Annotated in this window: 27 protein-coding genes and 1 riboswitch; of the genes, 5 read left to right on the top strand and 22 right to left on the bottom strand. The window is 34.6% G+C overall.

Annotated elements, in window-relative coordinates:
* Window positions 1–140: 140 nt before the first annotated feature.
* A complete protein-coding gene (locus tag JFU20_RS08355; protein ID WP_002011514.1) occupies window positions 141–335 on the bottom strand; it encodes a hypothetical protein in 195 nt (64 codons plus the stop codon).
* Between the two features lie 261 nt (window positions 336–596).
* Between JFU20_RS08355 and JFU20_RS08360 the strand changes: the two genes are divergently transcribed.
* The gene (locus JFU20_RS08360; RefSeq protein WP_002011516.1) at window positions 597–1,175 is read left to right on the top strand and encodes a GNAT family N-acetyltransferase; all 579 of its coding nucleotides are present in this window, start codon (window positions 597–599) and stop codon (window positions 1,173–1,175) included.
* 60 nt (window positions 1,176–1,235) lie between these two features.
* Here JFU20_RS08360 and JFU20_RS08365 read toward each other — a convergent pair whose 3' ends face one another.
* Both JFU20_RS08365 and JFU20_RS08370 read right to left on the bottom strand, forming a co-directional pair.
* Window positions 1,236–1,838, bottom strand: coding sequence for a histidine phosphatase family protein (locus tag JFU20_RS08365; protein WP_002166107.1), 603 nt, complete (start codon window positions 1,836–1,838; stop codon window positions 1,236–1,238).
* 81 nt (window positions 1,839–1,919) lie between these two features.
* On the bottom strand, window positions 1,920–2,078 hold the full coding sequence (locus JFU20_RS08370; protein ID WP_002086806.1) for a hypothetical protein: 159 nt from the start codon (window positions 2,076–2,078) through the stop codon (window positions 1,920–1,922).
* Window positions 2,079–2,330: 252 nt separating this feature from the next.
* Here JFU20_RS08370 and JFU20_RS08375 point away from each other — a divergent pair, with 252 nt between their 5' ends.
* Window positions 2,331–2,516 carry a YkvS family protein gene (locus JFU20_RS08375; protein WP_002064385.1) on the top strand — a complete coding sequence of 62 codons (186 nt, stop codon included), beginning with the start codon at window positions 2,331–2,333 and terminating at the stop codon, window positions 2,514–2,516.
* Window positions 2,517–2,566: 50 nt separating this feature from the next.
* On the opposite strand, the gene queF is transcribed toward JFU20_RS08375, so the two are convergent.
* Genes queF through queC form a run of 4 tightly spaced genes read right to left on the bottom strand, consistent with a single transcriptional unit; the run spans window position 2,567 to window position 4,945 of the window.
* Entirely contained in the window at window positions 2,567–3,064 is a 498-nt protein-coding gene (gene queF, locus JFU20_RS08380; protein WP_002158726.1) for a preQ(1) synthase, read from the bottom strand.
* A gap of 18 nt (window positions 3,065–3,082) precedes the next feature.
* Window positions 3,083–3,799: a 7-carboxy-7-deazaguanine synthase QueE gene (gene queE / locus JFU20_RS08385; RefSeq protein ID WP_002086811.1), complete on the bottom strand. Its 717-nt coding sequence runs from the start codon at window positions 3,797–3,799 to the stop codon at window positions 3,083–3,085.
* Window positions 3,792–4,283, bottom strand: a complete 492-nt coding sequence (gene queD / locus JFU20_RS08390; RefSeq protein ID WP_002011526.1) for a 6-carboxytetrahydropterin synthase QueD — start codon at window positions 4,281–4,283, stop codon at window positions 3,792–3,794. The genes queE and queD overlap by 8 nt, the downstream gene beginning before the upstream one ends.
* On the bottom strand, window positions 4,283–4,945 hold the full coding sequence (gene queC / locus JFU20_RS08395; protein ID WP_002086813.1) for a 7-cyano-7-deazaguanine synthase QueC: 663 nt from the start codon (window positions 4,943–4,945) through the stop codon (window positions 4,283–4,285). The genes queD and queC overlap by 1 nt, the downstream gene beginning before the upstream one ends.
* A 93-nt stretch (window positions 4,946–5,038) precedes the next feature.
* Window positions 5,039–5,082, bottom strand: a riboswitch (PreQ1 riboswitch).
* A gap of 208 nt (window positions 5,083–5,290) precedes the next feature.
* Between queC and JFU20_RS08400 the strand changes: the two genes are divergently transcribed.
* A complete protein-coding gene (locus JFU20_RS08400) occupies window positions 5,291–6,499 on the top strand; it encodes an ATP-binding protein (RefSeq protein ID WP_002166108.1) in 1,209 nt (402 codons plus the stop codon).
* 9 nt (window positions 6,500–6,508) lie between these two features.
* Here JFU20_RS08400 and JFU20_RS30150 read toward each other — a convergent pair whose 3' ends face one another.
* From JFU20_RS30150 to JFU20_RS08415, 4 genes are all read right to left on the bottom strand, one after another.
* Window positions 6,509–6,625 (bottom strand): DUF6254 family protein, encoded by a 117-nt coding sequence (locus tag JFU20_RS30150; RefSeq protein WP_000038354.1) that lies wholly within the window; start codon window positions 6,623–6,625, stop codon window positions 6,509–6,511.
* A 105-nt stretch (window positions 6,626–6,730) separates the two neighbouring features.
* Complete coding sequence (locus JFU20_RS08405; RefSeq protein WP_002030551.1) at window positions 6,731–7,264, bottom strand: DinB family protein; 534 nt, start codon at window positions 7,262–7,264, stop codon at window positions 6,731–6,733.
* 139 nt (window positions 7,265–7,403) lie between these two features.
* Entirely contained in the window at window positions 7,404–9,098 is a 1,695-nt protein-coding gene (locus JFU20_RS08410) for a M3 family oligoendopeptidase (RefSeq protein WP_201038521.1), read from the bottom strand.
* Window positions 9,099–9,258: 160 nt separating this feature from the next.
* Window positions 9,259–9,705, bottom strand: a complete 447-nt coding sequence (locus tag JFU20_RS08415; protein WP_002011538.1) for a MarR family winged helix-turn-helix transcriptional regulator — start codon at window positions 9,703–9,705, stop codon at window positions 9,259–9,261.
* 194 nt (window positions 9,706–9,899) lie between these two features.
* Between JFU20_RS08415 and JFU20_RS08420 the strand changes: the two genes are divergently transcribed.
* Window positions 9,900–11,396, top strand: coding sequence for a DUF3149 domain-containing protein (locus tag JFU20_RS08420; RefSeq protein ID WP_002166109.1), 1,497 nt, complete (start codon window positions 9,900–9,902; stop codon window positions 11,394–11,396).
* Between the two features lie 29 nt (window positions 11,397–11,425).
* On the opposite strand, the gene JFU20_RS08425 is transcribed toward JFU20_RS08420, so the two are convergent.
* Window positions 11,426–11,707: an aspartyl-phosphate phosphatase Spo0E family protein gene (locus JFU20_RS08425; protein ID WP_002011543.1), complete on the bottom strand. Its 282-nt coding sequence runs from the start codon at window positions 11,705–11,707 to the stop codon at window positions 11,426–11,428.
* Between the two features lie 488 nt (window positions 11,708–12,195).
* On the opposite strand from JFU20_RS08425, the gene JFU20_RS08430 reads away from it, so the two are divergent.
* Window positions 12,196–12,966, top strand: a complete 771-nt coding sequence (locus tag JFU20_RS08430) for a divergent polysaccharide deacetylase family protein (RefSeq protein WP_002011545.1) — start codon at window positions 12,196–12,198, stop codon at window positions 12,964–12,966.
* Between the two features lie 67 nt (window positions 12,967–13,033).
* Here JFU20_RS08430 and cbpA read toward each other — a convergent pair whose 3' ends face one another.
* The 10 genes from cbpA to JFU20_RS08480 form a co-directional block, all read right to left on the bottom strand.
* On the bottom strand, window positions 13,034–13,657 hold the full coding sequence (gene cbpA, locus JFU20_RS08435; RefSeq protein ID WP_002086818.1) for a cyclic di-AMP binding protein CbpA: 624 nt from the start codon (window positions 13,655–13,657) through the stop codon (window positions 13,034–13,036).
* 125 nt (window positions 13,658–13,782) lie between these two features.
* Window positions 13,783–14,412, bottom strand: coding sequence for a class II aldolase/adducin family protein (locus tag JFU20_RS08440; protein WP_002011549.1), 630 nt, complete (start codon window positions 14,410–14,412; stop codon window positions 13,783–13,785).
* Between the two features lie 249 nt (window positions 14,413–14,661).
* Window positions 14,662–16,977: an NEAT domain-containing leucine-rich repeat protein gene (locus tag JFU20_RS08445; protein WP_201039222.1), complete on the bottom strand. Its 2,316-nt coding sequence runs from the start codon at window positions 16,975–16,977 to the stop codon at window positions 14,662–14,664.
* A gap of 422 nt (window positions 16,978–17,399) precedes the next feature.
* A complete protein-coding gene (locus JFU20_RS08450) occupies window positions 17,400–18,182 on the bottom strand; it encodes a DeoR/GlpR family DNA-binding transcription regulator (protein ID WP_002011553.1) in 783 nt (260 codons plus the stop codon).
* 40 nt (window positions 18,183–18,222) lie between these two features.
* Window positions 18,223–19,407 carry a saccharopine dehydrogenase family protein gene (locus tag JFU20_RS08455; RefSeq protein WP_002166110.1) on the bottom strand — a complete coding sequence of 395 codons (1,185 nt, stop codon included), beginning with the start codon at window positions 19,405–19,407 and terminating at the stop codon, window positions 18,223–18,225.
* Window positions 19,404–20,501: a 2-aminoethylphosphonate--pyruvate transaminase gene (gene phnW / locus JFU20_RS08460; protein ID WP_002064372.1), complete on the bottom strand. Its 1,098-nt coding sequence runs from the start codon at window positions 20,499–20,501 to the stop codon at window positions 19,404–19,406. The genes JFU20_RS08455 and phnW overlap by 4 nt, the downstream gene beginning before the upstream one ends.
* A gap of 16 nt (window positions 20,502–20,517) precedes the next feature.
* Window positions 20,518–21,312: a phosphonoacetaldehyde hydrolase gene (gene phnX, locus JFU20_RS08465; RefSeq protein WP_002166111.1), complete on the bottom strand. Its 795-nt coding sequence runs from the start codon at window positions 21,310–21,312 to the stop codon at window positions 20,518–20,520.
* Window positions 21,313–21,333: 21 nt separating this feature from the next.
* Window positions 21,334–23,091, bottom strand: a complete 1,758-nt coding sequence (locus JFU20_RS08470) for a putative 2-aminoethylphosphonate ABC transporter permease subunit (protein WP_002011561.1) — start codon at window positions 23,089–23,091, stop codon at window positions 21,334–21,336.
* Window positions 23,092–24,093, bottom strand: a complete 1,002-nt coding sequence (locus JFU20_RS08475; protein WP_002086828.1) for a putative 2-aminoethylphosphonate ABC transporter ATP-binding protein — start codon at window positions 24,091–24,093, stop codon at window positions 23,092–23,094.
* 19 nt (window positions 24,094–24,112) lie between these two features.
* Window positions 24,113–25,189, bottom strand: coding sequence for a putative 2-aminoethylphosphonate ABC transporter substrate-binding protein (locus tag JFU20_RS08480; protein WP_002011564.1), 1,077 nt, complete (start codon window positions 25,187–25,189; stop codon window positions 24,113–24,115).
* Window positions 25,190–25,402 lie beyond the last annotated feature (213 nt).

Below are 25,402 nucleotides of genomic sequence, written 5' to 3' on the forward strand. Positions count from 1 at the left end.
CGCTATTTGCGGGCAGTAAGACTCCCACCTCAAAATTCAGTGAATGCGAGGAAGTTAGGTGGGAGATAACTGCCCGTAAATGCCCGATTGGTGAGGGCTAATAATCAGTGGGGGATGCCCCCACTGATTAAAGTTTCACTTTATGAACGTGGTGTTTCTGAATATGTATAAATTACCTGTCCACCGCGCTGTGCGTTCCCGATAATATGTTTAAAATCTTCTCGATTCACAACAACTTCTCTGAACGTATAAAATACATCTTTCGTCGCAACATACTCCTTTATTTCATCATTTTTCAGCTGATCCAAAATTGTATTTGCTAATTGTTTATCCATGTATTTCACCTCTCTGCAATATTTTATTCTATCGCATCTTCTATAGGTCCACAACGGTAAAATTATCCCGTTACTATTATGTAATTCACTTTCATTATTTTTATATCTATATCACTTTATTATATTCGCACTAAATATCATATACTAACATAGCTACTTCTCTATATCAAACTTTTTGATGCCCTGTATAACAAAGTTCCAAATCACTGTTTGATATTTTATTTTATGCTACAATATACATTTAGAACTAGGAGGGATACTATGATTCGGAAAGCAAAAAAGACAGATGCGGTAGAAGTAGCACCTTTATTGTATAACGCTCTGCACGAAATTGCTGAAAAAATCACAGGTAGCACAGTTGAAGCAAAAGTAATACTAGGACTTGAAACATGGTTCGTAAAAGAAAATAATCGATTGAGCTATGAAAACTGTTTAGTGGCTGAACAAGGTGGAAAGGTAGTTGGGGTTATTGTCGTTTATCACGGTAGTGACGCTGAACAACTTGATGCACCAATCATACACTACTTAAGAGAACTACATGAAGACGAATCCATTACGTTAGAAAAAGAAGCTGAACTTGATGAGTATTATATTGACACGTTGTCAGTTTCAAGTATGTACAGTGGACGTGGTATTGGCTCTAAATTAATCGATGCAGCTGAACTTCATGCAACTGAAAAAGGGCATGAAAAAATCGCCTTACTTGTTAATTTAGAAAACAAACGCGCTTTTTCACTATATGAAAAACTTGGTTACAAAGAAGATAAAACCGTTATGCTCGTCGGTGAACCGTATGCCCATCTAATAAAACCATTACGGTCATTGGTTTCTATATCTTAAAAGGACAATTCTTTTTTACTTGTTATGTAGAGAAAGAGGCTGCCAAAGGGACAGCCTCTTTTAAATTAATTTTGTATTTAATACATTTCCATCCATCGCCTCATGAAATGTATACGTTATACATCCCCATGGCTTCCTATGGAAAATAGGCGAACCATACCACCCCATTGCCCTCAGTTCAGTCCCAATCATCGCATTAAAATAACTATGACCTACAAGGGCAATATGTCCATGTACGAGCGCATAGCGGTGCAATATATTAGCGGCTTGCCTTGCTCTTTCTCGTACTTCCTTATAAGACTCAACCTCTTTACTATAACCAACTATCCATCGTGTACGTCCAATAAACATCCATACATTCGGTTTACATTTCAACCATTTTGGAGCATAAAAACTCGTTGGAACTTCAGCTTCCCTAAAAAGAGGATTTTGCACAAAAGATAGGGAATCCAATAACTCAGCCGCTGACTGTACAGCGCGCCTTTGATCACTCGTTACAACCAGTTTCGCTGATTCAATCGCCTCAATTGTTTCAATTGGTATAGGAGTTTCTTTTACTGTAGTCCCTAAATCATATTGCTTCATCCATTCACGAAATGAAATAATTGTCATTGGCTCTATAGTACTGTCCAAACGACCATGACGAATAAAAGAAATTCGCATTCTTTCCACTCCCCATTCATCACTTACGAACTATATTACGTACTATTTTTTATTGCCATCATACCATGCATAAAAAGAAAGTTATATATCCCCACCACTATCATGTGTTATCGAAGTGTGCACACCATCCAGTCCATCAAAATATGTAGTTGTTTCATGATGACGCACTTTCTTCAACTGTATATATGAAAATAAAAATAATAAAATCGCTATAAAGCTCCCCACAATTTCAAACATCATTTTCCAGCCCCTAATTTCTCCCACTTTAGTAGGTCATTGTATCTTTCATTATACTCCCGTATAAAGATGTATGCATTTTCATCATTCCTCTCCTAAACAATATTTTTTACATATTTCCTTACAAAAAGTGAATATTTTTCGAATTTTTACTTTGGAAACATTTACAAAGTAGTAAATATAGTTCAAAATAAGAAGAAATAAAAAAGCCCAAATTATTCTTTTTTGGGAAAACTGGAACAAGGAGAGTTGCTTATGCAGATCGCAGAAACTGGAGATATCATTGAATTTAAAGGTGGAATGCAAGGCCGTGTTCAAAAGGTAAATCAAAACTCCGTTATTGTTGATATAACAATTATGGAGAATTTTAGAGAACTAGATATGGAACCTCTTACAGTTGTAAGCCATAAAAACTATACTGTCATTAATCAACATGCATAATATAATAGAAAGAAAGGATCTGTATATCATACAGATCCTTTCTTTCTATATTAACGATTATCGATCTTTTCTGGATATAAATCGTGATTCATCATGCGGTAGTCCGCCATTTTCTCATACTTAGTTCCTGGGCGGCCGTAGTTACAGTAAGGATCGATTGAAATACCACCACGTGGTGTAAATTTCCCCCATACCTCAATATAGCGTGGATCCATTAATTTAATTAAATCATTCATAATAACGTTCATGCAATCTTCGTGGAAGTCACCATGATTTCGGAAGCTAAATAAATATAGCTTTAAAGATTTACTCTCTACCATTCTTTGTTCTGGAATGTAGCTAATATAAATTGTTGCAAAATCTGGTTGTCCTGTTTTCGGACATAAACTTGTAAATTCAGGACAATTGAATTTTACAAAGTAATCACGGTTTGGATGGTTATTATCAAATACCTCTAAAATTCCCGGGCTATATTCAAATAAATATTTTGTATTTTGATTTCCTAATAATGTTACATCTTTTAAATCTTCATCTAATCTTCCTGCCATTTTAAACATCCCTTCCCATTATACCCCTCGTTTATTTCCCCATACTAACGCATGAAGCTGAGGCAGTACTTTCGCATCATTCATTTCTTTACAATTCACAGCTTTTTCAATAAGCCACTCATATTTTTCTAATAGTTTTTTTATAAGCACCGCATCATCCACTGTTTTCGTATCATCATTCCCTACTTGTAAGAAAAATGGTACATTCGGATAACGCTCGTGCATCTTAACTGCATATTCAAAATCTTGATCATCGAATACTACTACTTTTAAACTAAAATCTTTCCCTGCTAGTTTATGAATAACAGAATCTAACATCTGAAAATCTGTTTTCATAGTTGAACTTGGTGGTTTTGGAGAAATCGTTACCTCATCAATTTGAAGCAACCAATCTTGCCATTTACTCCCTTGCGTTTCTACCGCTGTTCGCATTCCATTCTCCTTTAATATAGAAAGAAGAAATTGCATATTTTTCAGCAAAACAGGATTTCCACCCGAAATCGTAACATGAGAAAAATTTTCTCCACCAATTTCTACAAGCTCATTCCAAATGTCTTCCGGTGTCATTTGTTTAATTTGATCTTTGGCCGATCCATCCCATGTAAAAGCAGAATCACACCAAGCACAGCTATAATCACAGCCCGCTGTACGGATAAACATTGTCTTTTGTCCTACAACCATCCCTTCTCCTTGAATGGTTGGACCAAATATTTCTAAGACGGGGATTTTACTCATCGAGCATCCACTCCCGTCTTACTTCCGCATAACTAGTCGGCGTCTCAAAAAGACGAACAAATTCAACACGAGCTCCCTTATATTCGTTCGCACGATTATCTTTCGTTAATGCTTCTGCCATCTTTTCATAAATCCAAACGACCATATTTTCAGCAGTCGTATTCATTTCTGGCAATGTTTCGTTTAAATAACGATGATCTAAATAAATTTCTATTTCATTTTTCCAAATCTCTTTTATATCTCCAAAGTCAATTGCAAGGCCTATTTCATTTACATATCCGCTAATTCCAAATACGACTTTATATGTGTGTCCATGTAAATTTTTACATTTCCCTTCATAGCAGTGTAAATGGTGCGCTGCGTCAAATGTAAATTCCTTGCTGACCATTACTCTTTTATTATGATATTTGAGTTGTTCACGCTGAATATCCTTGTCCATTTTTTGCAAATTTTCTACGATGCGAAATCCAAAAAAGTTATCCATTAGTTGCTCGCTCCTTCGCGTTCTTGTAGATACGTATCTAATCCCGCTTTACGAAGTTGACATGCTGGACATTCACCGCAACCATCACCAATGATTCCGTTATAACATGTTAATGTTTTTTCTCTAACAAACTCAAATGCTCCAAGTTCATCAGATAATTTCCATGTCTCTGCTTTATCAATCCACATAAGTGGTGTATGAATAACAAACGGATAATCCATAGATAAATTTAATGTAACGTTTAATGATTTCACAAACACGTCACGACAATCTGGATAACCACTGAAATCAGTTTCACATACACCCGTTACAATATGACGTGCTCCAACTTGTTTTGCTAATACAGCCGCAAATGATAAAAATAGTAAATTTCGTCCATCTACAAATGTTGATGGCAATTCACCTTCTTCATGTGTAATCTCCATATCCGTTCTCGTTAACGCATTTGGAGCAAGTTGATTTAATAGGCTCATATCTAGTATCGTATGTTTAATTCCTAGCTCTTTCGCAATTTCCGCTGCACAATCAATTTCTAATTTATGACGTTGATTGTAGTTAAATGTTACAGCTTCCACTTCTTCAAACTGCTGTATCGCCCAAAATAAACATGTTGTACTATCTTGTCCACCACTAAAAACAACAACTGCTTTTTCTTTTTTCATTTCACTCATTCTCCTTCTCTACTACGAATAAGAAGAAAGAACGTTCTTGAACTGTCACAATAAAAAAACAAAACAATACCTAATGATATTGTTGTTTCCATAGTTTTTTATAGAGGGAGTTCGCGAACCTCTCCCATGCAGTGCACGGAATTTCTTCTTTCATTGACAAAGATTATTGTAACATATTGTATACTACCAGAAAAAATTTCTGATTTTTTCCGCTATTTCGCATTTCATTTATTTCATTTTATAGTATGATTAATTTAATGTTAGAAGAGAGGAGGCATCCCACTGGAACTCTTTATTATTTACCTCTTTTTAAATATATTATCTATTCTCGTTACAATGCTCGTATATCATTTATTTTGGAATCAGAAAGGGAAACGATCTCCTAAATTAAATTCAGCCATATTTATTGTATTGTGTTGCCTCGCTACCATACTATGTATCACTTTCGCAGCAAAAACAAATAATGGTTTTCAGTTCGACATGCGACATATCGTATTAATTGTCGGCACGTTAACGGGAGGGCCTATTGCTGGTGGTTCTATTTTAGCTGTATTAAACATTTATCGCTTTTTATTGGGAGGAATAGGTGCGTTTCCATCCTTTATCGCTTCTATTCTCCTATTTATTGTTCTACTATTAACATACAAATTTTTTAATCGAAGTTCTAATCATATAAAAATAACACTTGCTATTTTTTACAGTCTTACTTATGGATTTGGTTGGATACCATTTTTCCTTGCAAGTGTTACAAATGAGGCAGATTATATACCACATATCATTGTGTACGAACTATGTACGATGATTGGTACGATCCTTATTTTATATTTACTACACATATTACAAATGCAAGTTCGTCTCCAAAATGAACTTATGAACGCTGAGAAATTTCATTTAATCGGCGAAATGGCAGCTTCTATCTCTCATGAAATTCGTAATCCTTTAACTGCAACGAAAGGTTTTTTACAACTTTTACAGTCAGATGCATGTTCTGCGAAAGAACGAAAATTATATATCGACATAGCCATTAATGGTATCGAACAAGCAAATCACGTTCTTACAGACTACTTAACTTTTGCAAAACCGAGTATTGAAAAAGAACAAAAATTACAAGTAGAGGAAGAATTACTTCATGCGTTGTCTTTGATCACACCTCTCGCCAATTTAGCAAATGTTCGTATAAATTATATAAAACAAAGTACATCTTTCTTTATCGCTGGCGAAAAGCAAAAACTGAACCAATGTTTATTAAATATTTTTAAAAATTGTATTGAGGCTATGCCTACAGGTGGCGACCTTATTCTTACATTAGTTCCAGACCATAAACATATACAATTATATATAAAAGATACAGGAGTTGGTATGGATCAAGAACAAATAAAACGCCTTGGATCACCTTTCTACTCAACGAAAGAAAAAGGTACCGGACTCGGAATGATGGTCGTCTTCAGCGTCATTCAAGCAATGGATGGAAAGATTGATATTATAAGCGAAAAAGGTACAGGTACAACTTTCTTATTAACTTTCCCACTCATACAAAAAACGTGATGAACTTCATCACGTTTTTTCTGTTCCTTCAACTAATTCTGCAAAAGCTTTCACTTTCCCATGCGGCTTTTGATTTTCTTTCCGAGCTTTCCAGGCGCGCTCTTCTTCTCTCTTTTTCTTTGACATGCTTTTCAACTCCTTCTTTTCTTTTCTCCATGTAGTATTACAAAATGAGAAAGAAAACTATGCATGAGTAAAAAAGAAAAGAAGCGGTTCCCCACTTCTTTCATTTTAACGCTGTAAAATTGCATGTTTCGCTTCTTTTAGCTGTGTAAGATGTCTTTGTTCGTGTAAATCTAGAAATTGAACCCATTGATATAAATTCAAATCATTAAAAATAGGATGTTTTAATCCATTTTCAAATAATTCTTTTTCATCTATTACACTATGAAGGGCATGTAATAATTCTTGTCGTGAATGTTCTAGTAATTGAATTCCTTGCAGTTTTTTCATTAATGTTTCTGTTGGTTTCATTTGTTGAGGAGCTTCCCTTTTATGTGTGCGATCAAGCGTAAGTTGGAGGTCTTTAAATGGAGCAAGTTTTCTTTCTTTTTTTTGCAAAGCATATACAAGGGCAGATGTGACAGACTGTTCAACTAAATGCAAATGATGCAAAATTTGAATAATACTCCATTTATCACGGCGTGGCTTTACATTCACCTCCGTATCATTTAACATTTCAATTTCTGATAACAGCGTGCTTCGTGTAGACTGTAATGAGTGGACTAAAGTTTCTAAACTAACATCCATATTAGATTGAAGCATAGTGCTTTCCCCCCTTTTGTTGGTGAAAAGGGGCGCTCCCCATTAGAAACACCCCTAAAATAATTCTGAATTTTCTTTTATTATCTCATCATTTTTCTATTATGTCGATGTTAAACATAGGAAAAAAGTGCATGTTTTTTTACAATTTTGTGTCGTCAACAGCACGTAACCACGCTTCAATTTCTGTAATTACACTTTTTACACACCCTTCAGCGAATGGTGATGTTAAATTTGCAACTTCTACTAATTCTAAGAATGATTTACTTCCACCTTGTTGACAAAGATTCACATAATCTTCCCAAGCCTCTTGTCTATTATCTCTTGCACGTTTCCAAAATTGCAGTGCACAAATTTGAGCTAACGTGTAGTCAATATAATAGAAAGGTGAGCTATAAATATGACCTTGACGTTGCCAGAAACCACCACGCTCTAAATAATCATTATCTTCATAATCACGATGTGGTAAATACTTCTTCTCTATGTTACGCCATGCTGACTTACGTTCTGCTGGCGATGCTTCTGGATTTTCATATACATAATGTTGATATTCATCTACAGATACACCGTACGGTAAAAATAGAAGTGCTGAACTTAAGTGTGAGAAATAATATTTATCCGCATCTTCTTCAAAGAATAACTTCATCCATGGCCATGTAAAGAATTCCATACTCATTGAATGGATTTCACATGCTTCATATGTTGGCCAATTATATTCTGGAATTTCATACTTACGACTTTCATATACTTGGAAAGCATGACCAGCTTCATGTGTTAATACATCAATGTCCCCAGACGTTCCATTAAAGTTTGAGAAGATGAATGGCGCTTTATAATTCTCGATATATGTACAATATCCACCACCAGCTTTTCCTTTTTTCGCAACTAAATCTAATAAATCATTATCGAGCATGAAATTAAAAAACTCATCTGTTTCAGCTGATAATTCTTTATACATCGTTTTCCCGTGATTAATAATCCAATCGGCATCGCCTTTTGGAGTTGGATTACCTGTAGCAAACTCAAAGTTTTCATCATAATAAGCGAGCTTTTCTACACCAATGCGTGCTTTTTGTCTATTTCTTAACTCGGTTGCAACTGGAACGATATAATCTAATACTTGCTGACGATAGTTCGCTACCATTTCAGCATTATAATCTGTACGATACATTCTTGTATATCCTAATTCAACAAAGTTTTTAAAACCAAGTGTTTTTGCGATTTTCGTTCTCACTTTAACAAGCTCATCATAAATACGATCTAACTCTTCCTCGTTCTCAGCTAAAAATCCGTAGTATGCTTCACTTGCTGCTTTACGTTCACTTCTTTCTTTTCCTTGCATAAACGGAATAAGTTGCGATAACGTTCTTTCTTCTCCTGCAAAGTCAATCTTTGCAGATGCTAATAACTGTGTATATTGTGAAGACAATTTATTCTCTAATTGTAAATCTTTCACTACTTCATCTGAATATGTTTTTAAATCACATTCAGCTAGAGCAAATAATTGCTTTCCATAATACGCTTCTAATTCTTCGCGGAATGGAGAATGAATTAACGCATTATAATACTTTGTACCATACCCTTGTACAACTGGAGAGAATTCATCAAAGAAATCCTGCTCATCCTTATAAAAGGCATCTGTCGTATCAACAGAATGACGAATGTAACAAAGGTTCCCCATTGTACCAAAGTCATTACGAATTTCGTTAATTGAATTGATAACTTGTTTTTGTTCTTCTACAGTTTTTGCGTTATCAAACTTCTCTAAAGCAACAGTAAATTTCCCTTTTAATTCTTCAATATTTGGCCGTTTATATTCATAGTCTTTAAATGACATGAACGAGCCCCCTCTCCATTATATGCATCATTATTATAATTCAATTCTTACTTACAAATCTCCTCTTATTCTTCAGCAAAATGCGGTAGATGGTGTCATAAATACATGCACACAAAAAAGCCTTGGATTTCTTTATCCAAAGCTCCTTTGGAACATATCATCATTTTTCATACTTTCCAATTTTTTTCAATAGCTCGAGTAATTCATCCTTCTCATCCTTCGTTAACATTTCAAAAGACTGATATATAACTTGCTCATGACCTGGAAAAATAGAAGCAATAAAGCTCTCTCCAGACTCCGTTAATTGTGCATAAATAACACGCCTGTCATTTGGACATGGAATTCGTTTTACAAGCCCTTTTTTCTCTAGCTTATCTACAACGTATGTAATGCTGCCACTAGCTATTAAAATACGCTCACCGATTTGCTGAAGTGGTTGGCCTCCTTTATGATATAGTAATTCTAATACAGCAAACTCAGTTGGATTTAATCCGTTACTTTGTATGGATTTATTTGTAGTATCCATAACAGAACGATGTACACGGGATAATGCAATAAATACTTTTAAAGATTGAGAAATGTCTTCTCGCTCATTATTTGATGTCATACCATTTCAACCCTTCACTTAAATTCTCCGCAACAAAAAGAAAAGCAACGTAGCACTTCATTACAACTTCCGAATGAATATTCACTCATTCCTTTTCCTTTCCCTAATGTAATGCAAATGATTCTTGAATAAAAACATGACAATTTTAACATAGTTTATATATAATGATAATAAAAAAAGAAGGAGTACCAAATTTGAAAGTCAAATTACAAAGCATATTTTTTTACATACTGCTTGTTATACTGCCAACGATAGGGATTGGTGCCACATTTTTTTCATATCACACTTATCAAATGAAACAGGCAAACAAACTATCTGCTCACACTGTTCTCTTTTTATATAGAGACTATTTAGACCATCACCTTGGTGAAGCTATATCTGCCTTAGAAATGCTCGCAAAAGTCGTAGGGACCGAAACTGGAAACATCAATGGGATTAAACAGATTGTACATGATACCGATGGAAATGATGAACGTTTTTCCGGTCTATATTACGCTACGACAGATGGGATGATTACACTCGCATCCCAAGGCGATTCGCCGCCTATTGACGTTTCTGACCGCCAATACATCCAAGATGCATTGCAATCTAAGAAAACAACTGTATCATCAGTTATTACAGATCGCGTTCTTGGACATCAAGCTATTATGATTGCGTCTCCAATATTTAATAGACAAAAGGAACTCTCAGGCTTATTATTAGCAAGTTTACGCTTTGACTACATTTCAGCCTCTTTAAATGCTATTAAACCACAATATCATTTCGAAGTGACTGATAAACATGATGTAGTTTTTCTAACCGATGATAATAACGAAACAAGCGATGGGCATTCTAACATGCTTACTACCCCACTCCAAAGATTAAATTGGAAAGTCGCTGTTTCTCCGTTACCTATTCATCAACAAACTTTATACCAGTTAGTTTCAATAGAGTGTATAGCTACTTTATTTTTAATGTCTATTTTATTTTTACTTGCTCAATATATGTTATTAAAACGTCAAACAAAACTAGAAAGACAACAAAATGAACTACAAAAAATTGAATTGGTTGGAACTTTTGCAGCTAGTACAGCTCATGAAATCCGTAACCCTCTTACTGGAATTAAAGGACTCGTTGCTCTGTTAAAAGAGAAATATAAAGATGAACAGGATCAGTTCTACTTTTCCGTAATCGAACAAGAAATAGAGCGGATTAATGAAATTGTAAGCGAATTTCTTATTCTTGGAAAACCAACTGCCATCATTGAACAAACATATGATGTAAGAACGATTCTTAATGAGGTAGCATTAATTATCCAATCTGAAGCGAATCTACATAACATTGTATTTCATTTACATTTGCCAGACCACCCTGTTCATATACGTTGCTCAAAAGACCATATGAAACAAGTGGTTTTAAACATTACAAAAAATGCAATTGAAGCCATGGCTTCTGGTGATACATTAACCATTGTAGTAACAAACAACGAAAAACACGCACACTTGCAAATTATTGATACTGGAAAAGGGATTCCTAAACATATTCAAAAACACCTCTTTCATCCGTTCTTTACTAATAAAGATACTGGAACAGGTCTTGGGCTTGTTATATGTAAACGAATTGTAGAGATGTACAATGGGCATATTTTTATTGATAGTAAAGAAAACAAAGGAACGACAGTTCATATAGAGATTCCATTACACATAGTATAATTATCCTTATCCTAAAAGGGTAATTATACTTATTTCATAAAACCAGCTACAAACATTCTCCAAAAATTGTTTGATTTCCCTTCATACCCAATTTGAAAAATAGGAACCTTTATAATTGAAAACCATTTCGGTGTTTGTTTTTCTTTGTAACGCTGATACTGTACGATAAGCTTGTCCAATTCTTGACTAACTTGAATTGTCTCCATACTATTTAACCCACTTGTTAATCCTAAATGAATCATTTCTTCACGTTTCATATGAATATCATGCGAAAGCTTTTCTAATGTGTACTTCCTTTTTACAGTAAACATCCATATCCCCCTTATTTTTCTTCCATACTCTCAACGCCTCTTCTACTTTAGCCCTTTAAACACTTAATTTTATTTAAAATTGAAGAATCAGAAAATTTAACATTTTTCCCCTGTAATTTACAAATCTTTACCCTCACTTTGAGAATTATTACAAATTATTCTATCTTTGTAAATACATTCGCAATAATAGACATTTTTTTCATCTTCTTTTTTGTAAATACTCAGTAAACAGTGGATTCTCTATTTTCAATGTACTTTTCTTCGACATTTTTTGTTTAATTTATGTAAAAACGCAAAACATAATGATGATTGATAAAGTGAACTTTAATCAGTGGGGGTTTTGTCCATCCCCACTAATTATTAGCCTTCACCAATCGGGCGTTTACGGGCAGTGGATTTTCCACCTAGCTTCTTTACTCCAGCCAAATTTTGAGGTGGGAGTCTTACTGTCCGCAAATAGCGGGATAAAATAGAAAGGAAATATTTATATGCGCAAATATACTATTACAGTTCTCATCTTCACCCTGTTCATACCATTCTTCCTCTTTCCTATTCAAGCAAACGCTCATACGAATAAAGTTGCTATTGTCATCGATGATTTCGGCAATAATATGAAAGGCACAGATAAGATGTTATCACTTCCTATTCCACTCACTGTTGCTGTTATGCCATTTCTTCCTTCTACTAAACAAGATGCAATAGCTGCCCATAAAAAAGGGCATGAAGTTATTATACATATGCCAATGGAACCAATTAGAGGAAAAAAAGAGTGGCTTGGACCAAAAGCGATTACAACAGATTTAAGCGATGAAGAAATAAACAACCGACTCGAACAAGCAATTCAAGAAATACCTCATGCAATAGGAATGAACAATCATATGGGATCAAAAGTAACCGCTGATGAAAGGATTGTACGTCTTATACTTTCTGCCTGTAAAAAGCACGGTTTATTTTATTTAGATAGTAAAACAAACCCTAATAGTGTTGTCCCAAAAATCGGTAAAGAATTAGGCGTTCCTATTATTGAAAACCAATTATTTTTTGATGATGTATATACGGTAAGTCACATTTCAAAACAAGCACAATTACTCATAAAAAAAATCCAAGACAAACCCATTATGGTAGCTATCGGACACGTTGGGGCTCCAGGTGAAATTACATCACGTATTATCGAAACTTCTATTCCTAAAATTCGTGAGCATGCAGACTTTATTTTTTTATCTGATTTAGCATTGTCTCCACCTTCTGTTTCAAAATAAAATTCATTTCTCGCACTAAAAAAGATACCTATCTACACATAGCAGATAGGTACCTTTCCTTTTCAACTTAAATATAATCTACATGACTCACCCTGAATCCCTTTTTCTCTATCTTTTCAATTAATTGCTTTAATTTTTTTTCATTTAACTCATCCGATATATTTACGATAACACGGCGAATATATTGATCACCGTTATCAAGCGTAAACAGTCCACCGATATTATATGCTTTTAATAATGTCCCAAGCTCTTTAATTGTTCCCTTACAATCTTGTGTTGCAATTGTTAATATATAACCACCCGTCCGCATACCGAACGAATCCTCAATGACATCAAATACATTAGAATGTGTTAAAATGCCGACAAATTCATTATACTCATTTAAAACCGCTAAAAACGGGAGACGACGAATAACGTAAAAAGCTCTAAAAAAAGAATCCTTTTCAAAAATAAACGAATTTGGACTTTCCAGTACATCTTCTGTACTTACGTCCTCTAATCTGCTATTACACTTCTTTTCTAAAAGATCTACTTTATAAATAATCCCCGTGAATTCCTTCTCATTTTCTGCTAATACAGGAATTGCGCGAAATCCCGTTTCATTCATAATTTGTAACGCCTTTTCACCAGAATCATTCGTTTTGCAAAATGTCACCTGCTGTTTTGGCAGAAAATGATATTTAACTCGCAAAATATGTTCCTCCTTACATGTCAACATGTAATCTATATATAATAAGGAGACCTATATTTTATGAGTGAAATTTCTTTTTAAAACGCTTTCATTTTTAAAGGGTGGTAATCTCTGTGAATACATCTTTATATAACAGAACTTTTTGCCCCTTTTATCATTAAAAGCTTTACGTGATAGTTCATTAAATACTCTATACCTTCCAACCATTTTTTCGCTTCTTCTGGAGTTTTCCCCCACACGATCATTCCGTAATTATGAACAAGGACTACTCCTCCACCTTCAATAAAATTCGGAACATTATTTTCTAATAAATTAGCGAATTTCTTTTCATCTTCTACAATTGGAATTGTCATTTCTGTAATACCGTCTTTTCCAAAAACACGTTCCACACTACGTTTTTCGAATGTTACTTCTCCTTCTTTCCCATATAGCTCTGACATTAAATGACTATCTACAGTCTGTACTTGTAAAATGCATTCTGCACTACTTTTTTTATAAATATCCGCATGCATAAATGACTCTATAGCTGGTTTTTCTTCGTTTTCAAATACTGGCTCACACATGCAATTTACGACAATAAAATCTTCTTCAGAAAATACCCCTTTATCTCTTCCCTCTACATTCACTAAAAATGTTAATGGCTCTTTTGACGTACACATCGATAAACTAATTTTCGTACCATAAAACCAATCGCGAAGTGCCAATTCTGCTTTCACATCTTTTAATTCGTTCCATTTTTTCAGAAAAAATAACATTTCGTCACCCCCGGCGTAATATTAATATAATATTCAAATCCTTTCTATATAAAAGGAATGTTTTTTGATTATTCTAAAAATTTAATTGAATTATCACACGAGAATGCCTTTTTGTCAATATGGTTTCAGCACCTATCGGAAAAATAGGCCTATCACATGTAAACACTCCTGTCTATTTAGCATTTGATTTTGTACATATAAAAAATACGTTATTCTTCTTATTAAAGAATAACGTATTTTTCTCATTTATTATTTTTTTATTGCCTTATACAGAAATTGCGCATATTGCTCACGTGTTACGAAATCATCCCCTAAAAAGTTCCCATTCCCGTCACCTTTTGATATATTATTATCCACTAATGCTTTCACATATCCTTCTGCCCAATGACCTGTTGGTACGTCTGTAAAGTTCTCCAAATTATTTTCATTTTCATTTAACTGAAATACTTTTTGTAATACTACTGACATCTCGTACCTAGTTAATACTCCTTCTGGACGAAACTTACCTGTACCATCTCCTTGCATAATTCCAGCTTGTGCAACTGTAGCAATATCTTGCTCAAACATATGCCCTTTCGTATCAGTAAACATCTCTTTCTGCTCTACTTTATTTTCTAATTTCAAGTACCTTTGTACTAAAGACGCAACTTGTCCACGAGTAATACTATCCCCAAATCCAAATTGTCCATTTCCATATCCCTTGAAAATATTTTCTTTCGCTAAATAATGAATTGCTTCTTCTGACCAATGTCCTTTTGGTACATCTTTAAATTCTACTACCTCTACTTTCTCATCTTCTTTAGAAGTATTGTCTTCTTTAGAATTGTTGTCCCCTTTACTTTCTACTACATTTTGAATTACAGATCCTGTAAAGAAGATTCCTGTATCCGCAAATGGATCTTTCACTCCAAATTCATATACTTTCTCACCTGGTGTACTCCATTTCACTACACCATTACTATACGTACCACCATCACTCTTCAGACGGATTTTTGTAGATACCTCCCCGTCTTTTTCGTATATAGGTACTTTTACTTCTTTATTTACTTCTGTATCCTCTAAAAAGACTTTTTGGTTTTGAACATTAATATAAGCTTTCTTACTTAGTTCTATTACTGGTCTAACATCGCGGATTTCATTTGCAACAAAACTTAAATATACTAACTTATTCAACTTACTAACTGGCGATAAGTCTGAAATATAATTTGCCTCTAAATCAAGCTTTTGTAAGTTTACTAGACTTGATAATGGAGTAATATCCTTTAACTCATTATTAGGTAAATCTAATTCTGTAAGCTGAGTCATTTTAGCAAGTGGTGTCACATCTTCAATTTGATTTTTACCGATAAATAATTTATTTAATTGATTCATTTGATCAATACCCGATAAATCTTTAACCTTATTACGCGTTAATACTAAGTCCTTTAAAGGTAATGAATATAACGGTTTAATATCTTCAATTTGATTACCTGCTAAAGTTAAGTATGTTACATTTTTCAATGCGCTTAATGGAGCAACATCCGTAATTTTATTATTTGCTAAATTCAAGTAATCTAGTTGTTCCATTTTCGCTAATGCTGTTACATCTTCTATTTGGTTGCCTGATAGATATAAACTTTTTACATTTTTCATTTCAATTAGTGGTGCAACGTTTGTAATTTTATTATTACTCAAATCAAGAGATTCTAAATTTTCCATCTTAACAAGTGGTGTTACATCTGAAAATTCATTACCACGCAAAGCTAAATGATTTAATTGCTTTAAATTCGCAAAGAACGACGGATCTGTTATCTTCGCATTCGCAACTGTTAAAGATTTTAAATTTGGCATATATTTTAATGCACTATAATCCAGAATCTCATTCGTGTTTAAAAACAAGTCCTTTACTTGTAATAACTCTTCTTTCGTAATTGGTGTATTTAAATCTTTTCTATTAAATACTTTTTTATTAACAAGTTCTCTTAATTTGTTATCTGTTATCATATTTTGATTATCAACTGGATTATCTGTTTCCGTATTGCCTGAATTAGAGTTATCATCTGGTTTCTCTGTTTCTTTTTCACCTACAGTTGGATCTTTAATTTCAAATTGAACTTGATATTTGTGATCATATCCAATAGCCGGAATAAATATATGCATTTGCATATTGTGCTTCTGCTCAAATTCGCCAATTTCAAATTGGACTACTTTCGTTCCATTTTTTCTTTTATCTTCTGACAGAACTTTCACATCATGAAATACACCAGGTTGATTTCTATCTTCTATTCTAAGATATTGAAAATAATCGCTATCTTGTATTGTTACAGTAACGATTTTTTTCCCATCTTCAATTGCTACTTTAGGATTTTTTATGTACTGAGAAACCATAGATGGCTCATCTTTTTGATCCTTATATATTTTAATCTCAGTATCATACGTGCGATCACTGGCTGCTGCTACCGACTGGTTTGCTTCAATTTTTATTGCTGCTAACGCTGGAGTAGAATACGCAGCAAATGGAATAGCTAATGTTGTTGCTACTACTAGAGCTTTAATATAACTTTTTTCAAAATAATATCCCCTTATCTTATATATATTTCAATTGATAATTACTATCAATTGCTAACATAATAAATGATAATGAATCTCATTATCATTGTCAACAATAATATTACATTAAGTTTATATTTCCATAGATAAAAAATAAAAAACCCTTTACTCAAAGGGCTTTTTTGCCTATCGTATGAAGGATTTCACTTTTTTCTTTTTCATTAATAACACCAATTTTTTGCAAAATGTTTGCATACAATACAAGTTTATTATATATCCGTTCCGACATACTTTCCCTTCTTTCCTTCGACCAACTTTTTTTGTATTGGTAAATTATATGAACGAGATGAGAAAATGTGTCCACTTTTTGCATAAATACAAAGCTTTTATTTTTTTACTTGCTGATAGTAAAACTCCCACCTAAAAATTAGGTGGGAGTCTAAACGTATTCAATTCATTTAGCAAACTGTCCATTGAATATTATGCTTTTTGACTTCTTCTTCAAAACTATAGGGCATTTTCTTATCACAAATAATATGTTGAATACGAGAAAATCCTGCTATTCGGTAGTTCCCTTTTACGCCTACCTTTGTATGATCACATAAAATATACGTTTTCTCCGATAATTTAATCATCGCTTCTGACAGTTTCGCCTTTTCTAATTCAAAGCTAGAAACCCCAAAACCTTGCAACAACCCATCAATCGAAACGAACGCTTTATGAAAATGAAATTGATGAATTACTTGCTGCGAAATAGACCCCGACACACGTGAATGTTTTGGAGATACTTTTCCACCAATAAATAAAACCTCACCGTGAAACATCTTTTTATTAATAGAAGATATTAATTGTGTCGCTACTGGAAAAGAGCTCGTAACAATCGTTAAATTTTTACGATGAACAAGATATGGCACCATTTGAAGTGGTGTACTTCCATCATCAATCGCAATAACATCTCCATCTTCCACAAACGTTGCTGCTTTATACCCAATTCTTTTCTTCTCTTCTATATGCAGCATCTCTCGTTCTAACATCGGTGCCTCTATCCCAGCTCCCGGAAGTTGAACGGCTCCACCGTACACTTTCTTCAATTTTTTTTCACGATCTAATTCTTCTAAATACCGACGAATCGTCTCTGTTGATACTGCGAACTCTCTCGCTAATTCTGAAACTTTTACTTTCCCTTTAAACTCTACCTTCTCAAGAATTGTCCTCTTTCTCTCTTCACCTACTACAGACATAGCCTCACCCCATTTATATCTACCTCATAAACTGCCTTACTTATACAAAGTTATAATTTTCTTTGTAAGTAGAAATCTCTTCATGAATATAAATACCTCGCTTTTCTAGTTCGTCAAAAATAATTTGTGGATTTTCGAAAGCTTCTTCAGGAGTAATAACACCGGCCTTATTAACTACTCCTTTTGCAATTAACTCTGTAGCGATTCCAAATGGGATACCAACATTTCTTGTATAGGCCCTTAATTTCTCCCAACCTACTACAGAACCGTCAGATAGCGGATGTGTATGGTATAACACATGCCTTTGTTTTTGATTATTTTTCATACCTACTACTTCTACATGAAGTGCATAACCATAAAGCTCTGTTGCTTGTCCTTCTTTCGATTTTAATAGATACTTCGAAATACAATCCATAATACCAATTTCTTTACCGTTTATTTCAATTTGATCATTACGCAATATACCATAATCATATAAAGCACGAACGAGCTGCATATTTTGCTCTGGCCAAGTTCCTCTTGTTTCAATAAGCTGTACACCTTTATCTTCCAGTGCCTTCGCTAACGTAATCGTTTCTGAATGCGGGATTATATACTGCATTGTTTTTCCGTAAGGTGCTGGTAATTCAATTTCTCTCGGGCGCGCAAACGGAGGTACTTGCTTAAATTCACCTTCCTCATACACTGTACGCGTCGGCAAATGTGGATCATATTCATATGTCGTTGTCTCTGTAATTGATGCAGAAAAAGCAATTGGACGATACGAGCCATGACTTACTCGAACTGACTCTACAGTATCTAACTGATTTGCTGCATACATGGCCATCATTTGCGTTACACCTGGTGTCATACCAAATCCAGGTAAACATGTTGTTCCATGTTGGACAAATTTAGAGTGGGACTCATTTTCTTCACCAAATCCATTTAAGTTCACACCGTGACAGCCGGCATCTGCGATACAACGAGTAGACAATCCATTTAACTTTATCGTCGTACCATCCATTACAATGTCATAGCCTTTCATTTTTGCGACCGTATCCTCATGATTCGTCACATCGACTTTCACAAAATCAACACGAGGATCATTTAACCACTCTACTACTTTTCGGCCCTCTTCTTCGTTAAAATCGGCTACCGTAATCGTCTCAAAAGATGAAAATTGAACTAAATCTAAAATTGCTTCACGACAAATTTTACCTGCTCCACCTAAACAAAATACTTTCATCCTATAACAACTCCTTTAGCAATACTATCAACTAAACGTTTTATATCTTCTTCATGTACATCACCGATATTTCCAATGCGGAACGTATCTACTTTCGAAATTTTGCCTGGATAAATAACAAATCCATATCGCTTCAATTCGTTATACAGCTGCAAAAATTCAAATCCTGCTTCTGGATAAATGAAAGATGTAATAATAGGAGATTGATATTTTTCATCTACCAATGGCTTAAAGCCTATTTCTTTCATTTTGTTCACTAATAATTTTTGATTATTATAATATCTATTATAACGGGCTCTTACCCCGCCTTCTTCTTCTAATTCAAGCAATGCTTGATAGAAGGCGCGTACAATATGGGTTGGTGAAGTAAAGCGCCATTTCCCATTTTGCTCTTCCATCGTTTCCCACTGATCATATAAATCTAATGATAAAGAACGAGCTTGCCCTTTACATTTCAATAGTTCATCACGATTTGCGATGACAAAACCGAATCCGGGAACACCTTGAATACATTTATTCGCACTACTAATTAGAAAGTCAATTTGCAACTCAGCGATATCTATTTCAATACCACCGAAACTACTCATTGCGTCAACCAGTGTAACTTTTCCATATTGTTTTCCCAATTTACATACGTCTACAATTGGATTAATAATACCTGTAGTTGTTTCACAATGAACAACTACAATATGCGTAATCTCTTTATCTTGTTGCAATAACTTTTCTACTTCTGCAATATTAGTAGGCTCCCACTCTTCTGTTTGACTGACCATCACATCTATATGTAACATCTCTGCCATTTGTACAATCCGCTTACCGTACGCACCATTTGTACAAACTAGCAGCTTTCCGTTTCTAGGAATAACAGAACCAATTACTGCTTCAACCGCAAACGTACCGCTTCCTTGCATTAAAACTGTTGTGTACTTTTCTTCTTCCTTTGTCGCTAACGATACAAGCCTATTTCTTACATCTTGCACCATCGTGTTATATTCAACATCCCACGTACACCAATCGTATAACATAACTTCTTTTACAGTTTTTGTTGTCGTTAATGGTCCTGGTGTTAATAATAAATAGTGATTTTCATTCATGATCGTGTGCCCCCCTTTATGAAATAATAAGTTCTTGTTTCTCGATATGTTCAATTACGTTTTCGAGCTCCTGCATCGTTTCAATTGTAAAATGAGCCCCATTTTCAATGAAACGATTACGAACTACTTCTATTTTTTCACGAAGCTCTAACGGATCCATATTCTCAACTTCCTCTTCCGTTAAACCGAGCTCACTACTACCGAGGATTACACCAACTGTCCACATTCCAGCATTTCTGCCCTCTTTCATATCTGACACGGTGTCTCCAACTTTTATCATATGATTCATTGGGTATACACGGAGTTCCATCGCATTTTTATAACACATCCACGGATATGGACGACCTGCTGGAACATCATTTGGCGTCACAAGAAAATCAGGTTTATACCCTTGTATTTCTGCTTCTTTTGCAACAATGTCCATCATTTCTCTCGTATAACCAGTTGTTGACCCAACTTTAATACCTCTTTCACGTAATGAAGCAACCACTTCTTTTACCCCATCAATTGGCGTGGCATAGCTTGGCAAAATAGCGAAGAGAATTTCTTCAAATTCTTCATACATCTCATGAATGTCTGCTTCTGTTGGTAATTGTCCGAAGACACGCTTCCACTCATTCGCAATACGAGGCATTTCTGTTAGTGCCCTTACATGATCTATTTTTAATAATCCCATTGGCTTACGTGCTTCTTCTACTGTAATTTCAACACCGCGTTTATGAAAAATCTTCATGAATACTTCTAATGGTGCAAAACATCCGTAATCAACTGTCGTACCTGCCCAATCAAAAATAACTGCTTCAATTTTCATTCTATCCATCACCCTTCTTACTTATCTTTTTTGCCATTGTGAAGTTCGGTTACGAAGTGCTTTCGTTCCCCATTCGTATAAAACTCTTACTACAATATTGGTAACAACAATAAGTACACTCATCGCAGCTGCTGGTGCTACATTTCCTGCATCATCCATATTTACAATTGATACAGCAGCTAGTTTAAAATCAGCCGCATATAAGAACACTACTGCCGATACAGTCACCATTGAATTTACGAAATAGTACATAACCATTTCTAAAATAGCTGGTAAACACATCGGTACTGTTACTCGAAAGAAAGTTTTATAAAACGGTACGCTCATCGACTGTGAAACAAGTTCAAACTCTCGGTCCAGTTTCTTTAAAGCAGTCGTTGCGGTAACAAACGTTACAGAGTAAAAATGAATGATATTTACTAATACTAAAACAGCAATTGTGCCATATAAGGAATGAAACGGATTTGTTACTGAAAGTCCTAGAATTTGAATTGTTGGTTGACTGAAGAAAAAGACATATCCTAATCCAAGTACTAATCCAGGAATCGCTAACGGTACAATAGAGAAAAAGTAGCCTACTTTTCTAAAAAACTGTAGCTGTTCTATTTTTTCAATCGCATAAGCGAACACAAATGTTAAAATCGCTCCGATAACTGCCGTAATAGCTGAGACAATTACACTATTTTTAAATGCTTCAATTCCGTCTCCTGTCAAACTTGAAAAATTAAAATGCTCAAGTGTAAAACTCATATTATATGGCCATACTTTCACACTTGCAGCAATACCAACTGCCACAAATAAAAGAATGATCATAAACGTGACTACGCTACAATATACGAATGAAATAACATCTCTTTTCTTATTATTTATTATTCTGTAAGGTACTGCTTTTGAAGATAAGAGATTCGCCTGTTTTCTTTGCGTAATACGATCAACTGCAAATGCGAAAATAGCTGGGATCAATAAAATCATTCCGACAGTTGCGCCCATGGACATATTTTGCTGTCCAATTACTTGCTTATATACGTCAGTAGCAAGTACGTTATATTGTCCTCCAACAATTTTAGGTGCCCCAAAATCAGTGAAACTAAGTGTAAATACAACGAACATCGCACTAATTAATCCGTATTTCACACTAGGTAAAGTAACCGTAAGAAACTGTTTCACTTTACTTGCACCCAACATATTAGAAGCTTCATATAAACGATAATCAGAACCTTGGAGAGCAATTAATAAAATAAGGAATGCTTGCGGAAATGTATACATAACTTCAGCCATTACAATTCCTACTGGTCCGTATAACGGTATTTGTATTCCTTCAAATAAACCAAACATCCCTTTTGTTATTAACCCTTGATTACCAAATAAATATGTAAGCGCAATACCGTGCATCATCGTTGGTGCAAATAATGGTAATAATGCTATGTATTGAAATACGCGCTTTCCAAAAACATTTGTACGAGCGATCGCATATGCGTAAGCGAAAGCGAGTGTAACCGAAATAATTGTTGTAGCGCCCGAAATCCATATCGTATTTTGTAGTGATTGAACTAGCGTTGGTGTTGTGAAATATTTACTGAAATTCGCAACACCAACAAAAGCTCCATCTTTATCATAAAAGGCTTGTGTAAACAGTTGTAATAAAGGCAATACAAGCATGATAAAAAATGAAAGAAGCATACCAATAATTAATAGTCTTTGTATCCACTCTTCTTTACCGATACGTCTCTTAATCTTTTTTTTTGTACTTTCTGCCTTAAAGTTTTCTAACATCTCCATCTATACAATGACCTTCTTTCCATATGACAACATATGATTTTCTGAGAAAGAGATTTGAATTGGCTTTCCTTTTCTAATAGCAGTTTCCTCTACTTCTGATGCCAATATATCCACTACAATTTTCTCATTATAAAGGTGTGTTTTCTCTTCTATGACCCGCACTTCCGTCCGGTATACAGAACCGCGAAATTCCATGCTTTCTACAACTGTTTTAATACCATTATTTTGTACAACTGTTACATGTTCAGGACGAATCGCATGTTCTTCGTTATTTTTCGAAAAGAAATTAATAGAACCAATAAAATCTGCCACAAACGGATTGGCTGGTCTTTGATAAATCTCCTCTGGTGTTCCAATCTGCATAATTTCCGCATGATTCATTACAACAATTTTATCAGCCATCGTTAATGCCTCTTCTTGATCATGCGTTACCATAATAGTTGTTACTCCCACTTTTTCTTGCAAATCACGCATTTCTCTGCGCAACTTTTCACGCACTTTTGCATCTAAAGCAGATAACGGCTCATCAAGTAACAAAATATCGGGAGACAGAGCGAGCGCACGTGCAAGTGCTACTCGCTGCTGTTGTCCACCAGACATTTGAGCAGGATATTTATCTTTTACATTCAGCAAATCAACAAGTTCTAACGCCGATAGCGCTTTTTCTTTTACTTCTGCTTTTCCATATTTTTTTGTTTTTAAGCCGTATTCAATGTTTTCAAGTGCAGTTAAATTCGGAAATAATGCATACGATTGAAAAACCATTCCGAAGTTCCTCTTTCCAGGTGGTAATGCTGTAATATCTTTTCCATTCACAGCAATACTACCTGTTGTTGCCTCTTCTAGCCCCGCTAAAATTCGGAGCAATGTCGTTTTCCCACAACCACTTGGGCCTAATAAACAAACAAACTCATTTTTTTTCACAGTAAAAGAAATATCCTTTAACGCTGTAAATGCATCAAACTGTTTTTGGATGTGTTGAATTGATAAATATTCGCTCATTTTTCTCTCTCCCACTCACTTACTTTTTCGGTTCTGCTTTTTGGCCAAACTCTTTTTCCCATTTTTCTAAAATTTTGTCACGATTTTCTGCTGCCCATTTAAAGTCATTCTTTTTATATAACTTTTCTGTCACATCTTTAGGGAATCCATCTGGAAGTTTATAATCATTTTTAATTGTCGCAAATCCATTTTTCTCGAAGTATAACTTCATTACATCATCTGTAATTGCCCAATCTAAAAATGCTTGCGCTAATTTATCATTTTTAGCATTATCTTTCTTAATAAGTGCGTTCGCTTCTACTTCCCAGCCTAATCCTTCTTTCGGCAGTACAACTTCAACTGGTGCACCTTTTTGTTTCTCTTTCAAAGCACTATAAACCATTGATACACCAACTGGATATTCACCTGCACCTGCTAATTTCGCTGGTTTTGAACCTGAATGAGTATAAGTTGCCATATTATCATGAAGTTTCTTCATGTAATCCCAGCCCTTATCTTCTCCCATAATTTGTAGCCATGCAGAAACTGTTAAAAATCCTGTTCCAGAAGAAGCCGGATGCGGCATAACTAGCGTTCCTTTATATTCTGGTTTCGTTAAATCTTCATATGATTCTGGCATCGGTAAATTTTTTTTCTTCAATTCTTCTTTATTTACAGCAATCCCCGTCATAAATGCAGTATTTCCTACCCATTTTTCTGGTTTCTTATCGTCTTTAAATTGCGGAAGGACACGATCTGCTCCTTTTGGAGAGTATCCTTTTAACATATCTTTTTTATCTAAAGCTAATAGACTAGACGCTGCAGTTCCCCATACAACATCTGCTTGTGTATTTTTTCCTTCAGCTAGTAATTTCGCTGTAATAACTCCTGTTGAATCACGAACAATGTTCAACTTCACGTCTGGGTACTTCTGTTTAAAAGAATCAAGATAAATCGGTACAAGCTCTTCTTCAATCGCTGTGTAAACAGTTAATGATCCAGATAATTTATCATCTTTTACTTTTGCTCCAGCACTTTCTTCTTTCTTTGCACCACACCCCATTAATAACGAAAATACCATTCCAGTTGCTACAGCTTTAAAGATTGTTTTTTTCACTGTCTCTCTCTCCTTTTACAAATCTTATGTACAACTCTAATATAAACAACTAGTGTAAAAGCAGTATTAAACCAACATTAATCTTTTGTTTGTTGTTTGTTTTTGTGTAATACGTTGCTACTTCTATGTTTTTTCGCATTTTTCTGCTAATATCAAACGTGAAATTTACAAATAATTTAAAAAACCTTTATAATCCCACAAAAAAATGAGGCG

It is taken from the genome of Bacillus sp. TH30 (assembly GCF_016650875.1).
GTDB classification, from domain to species: Bacteria; Bacillota; Bacilli; order Bacillales; family Bacillaceae_G; genus Bacillus_A; species Bacillus_A mycoides.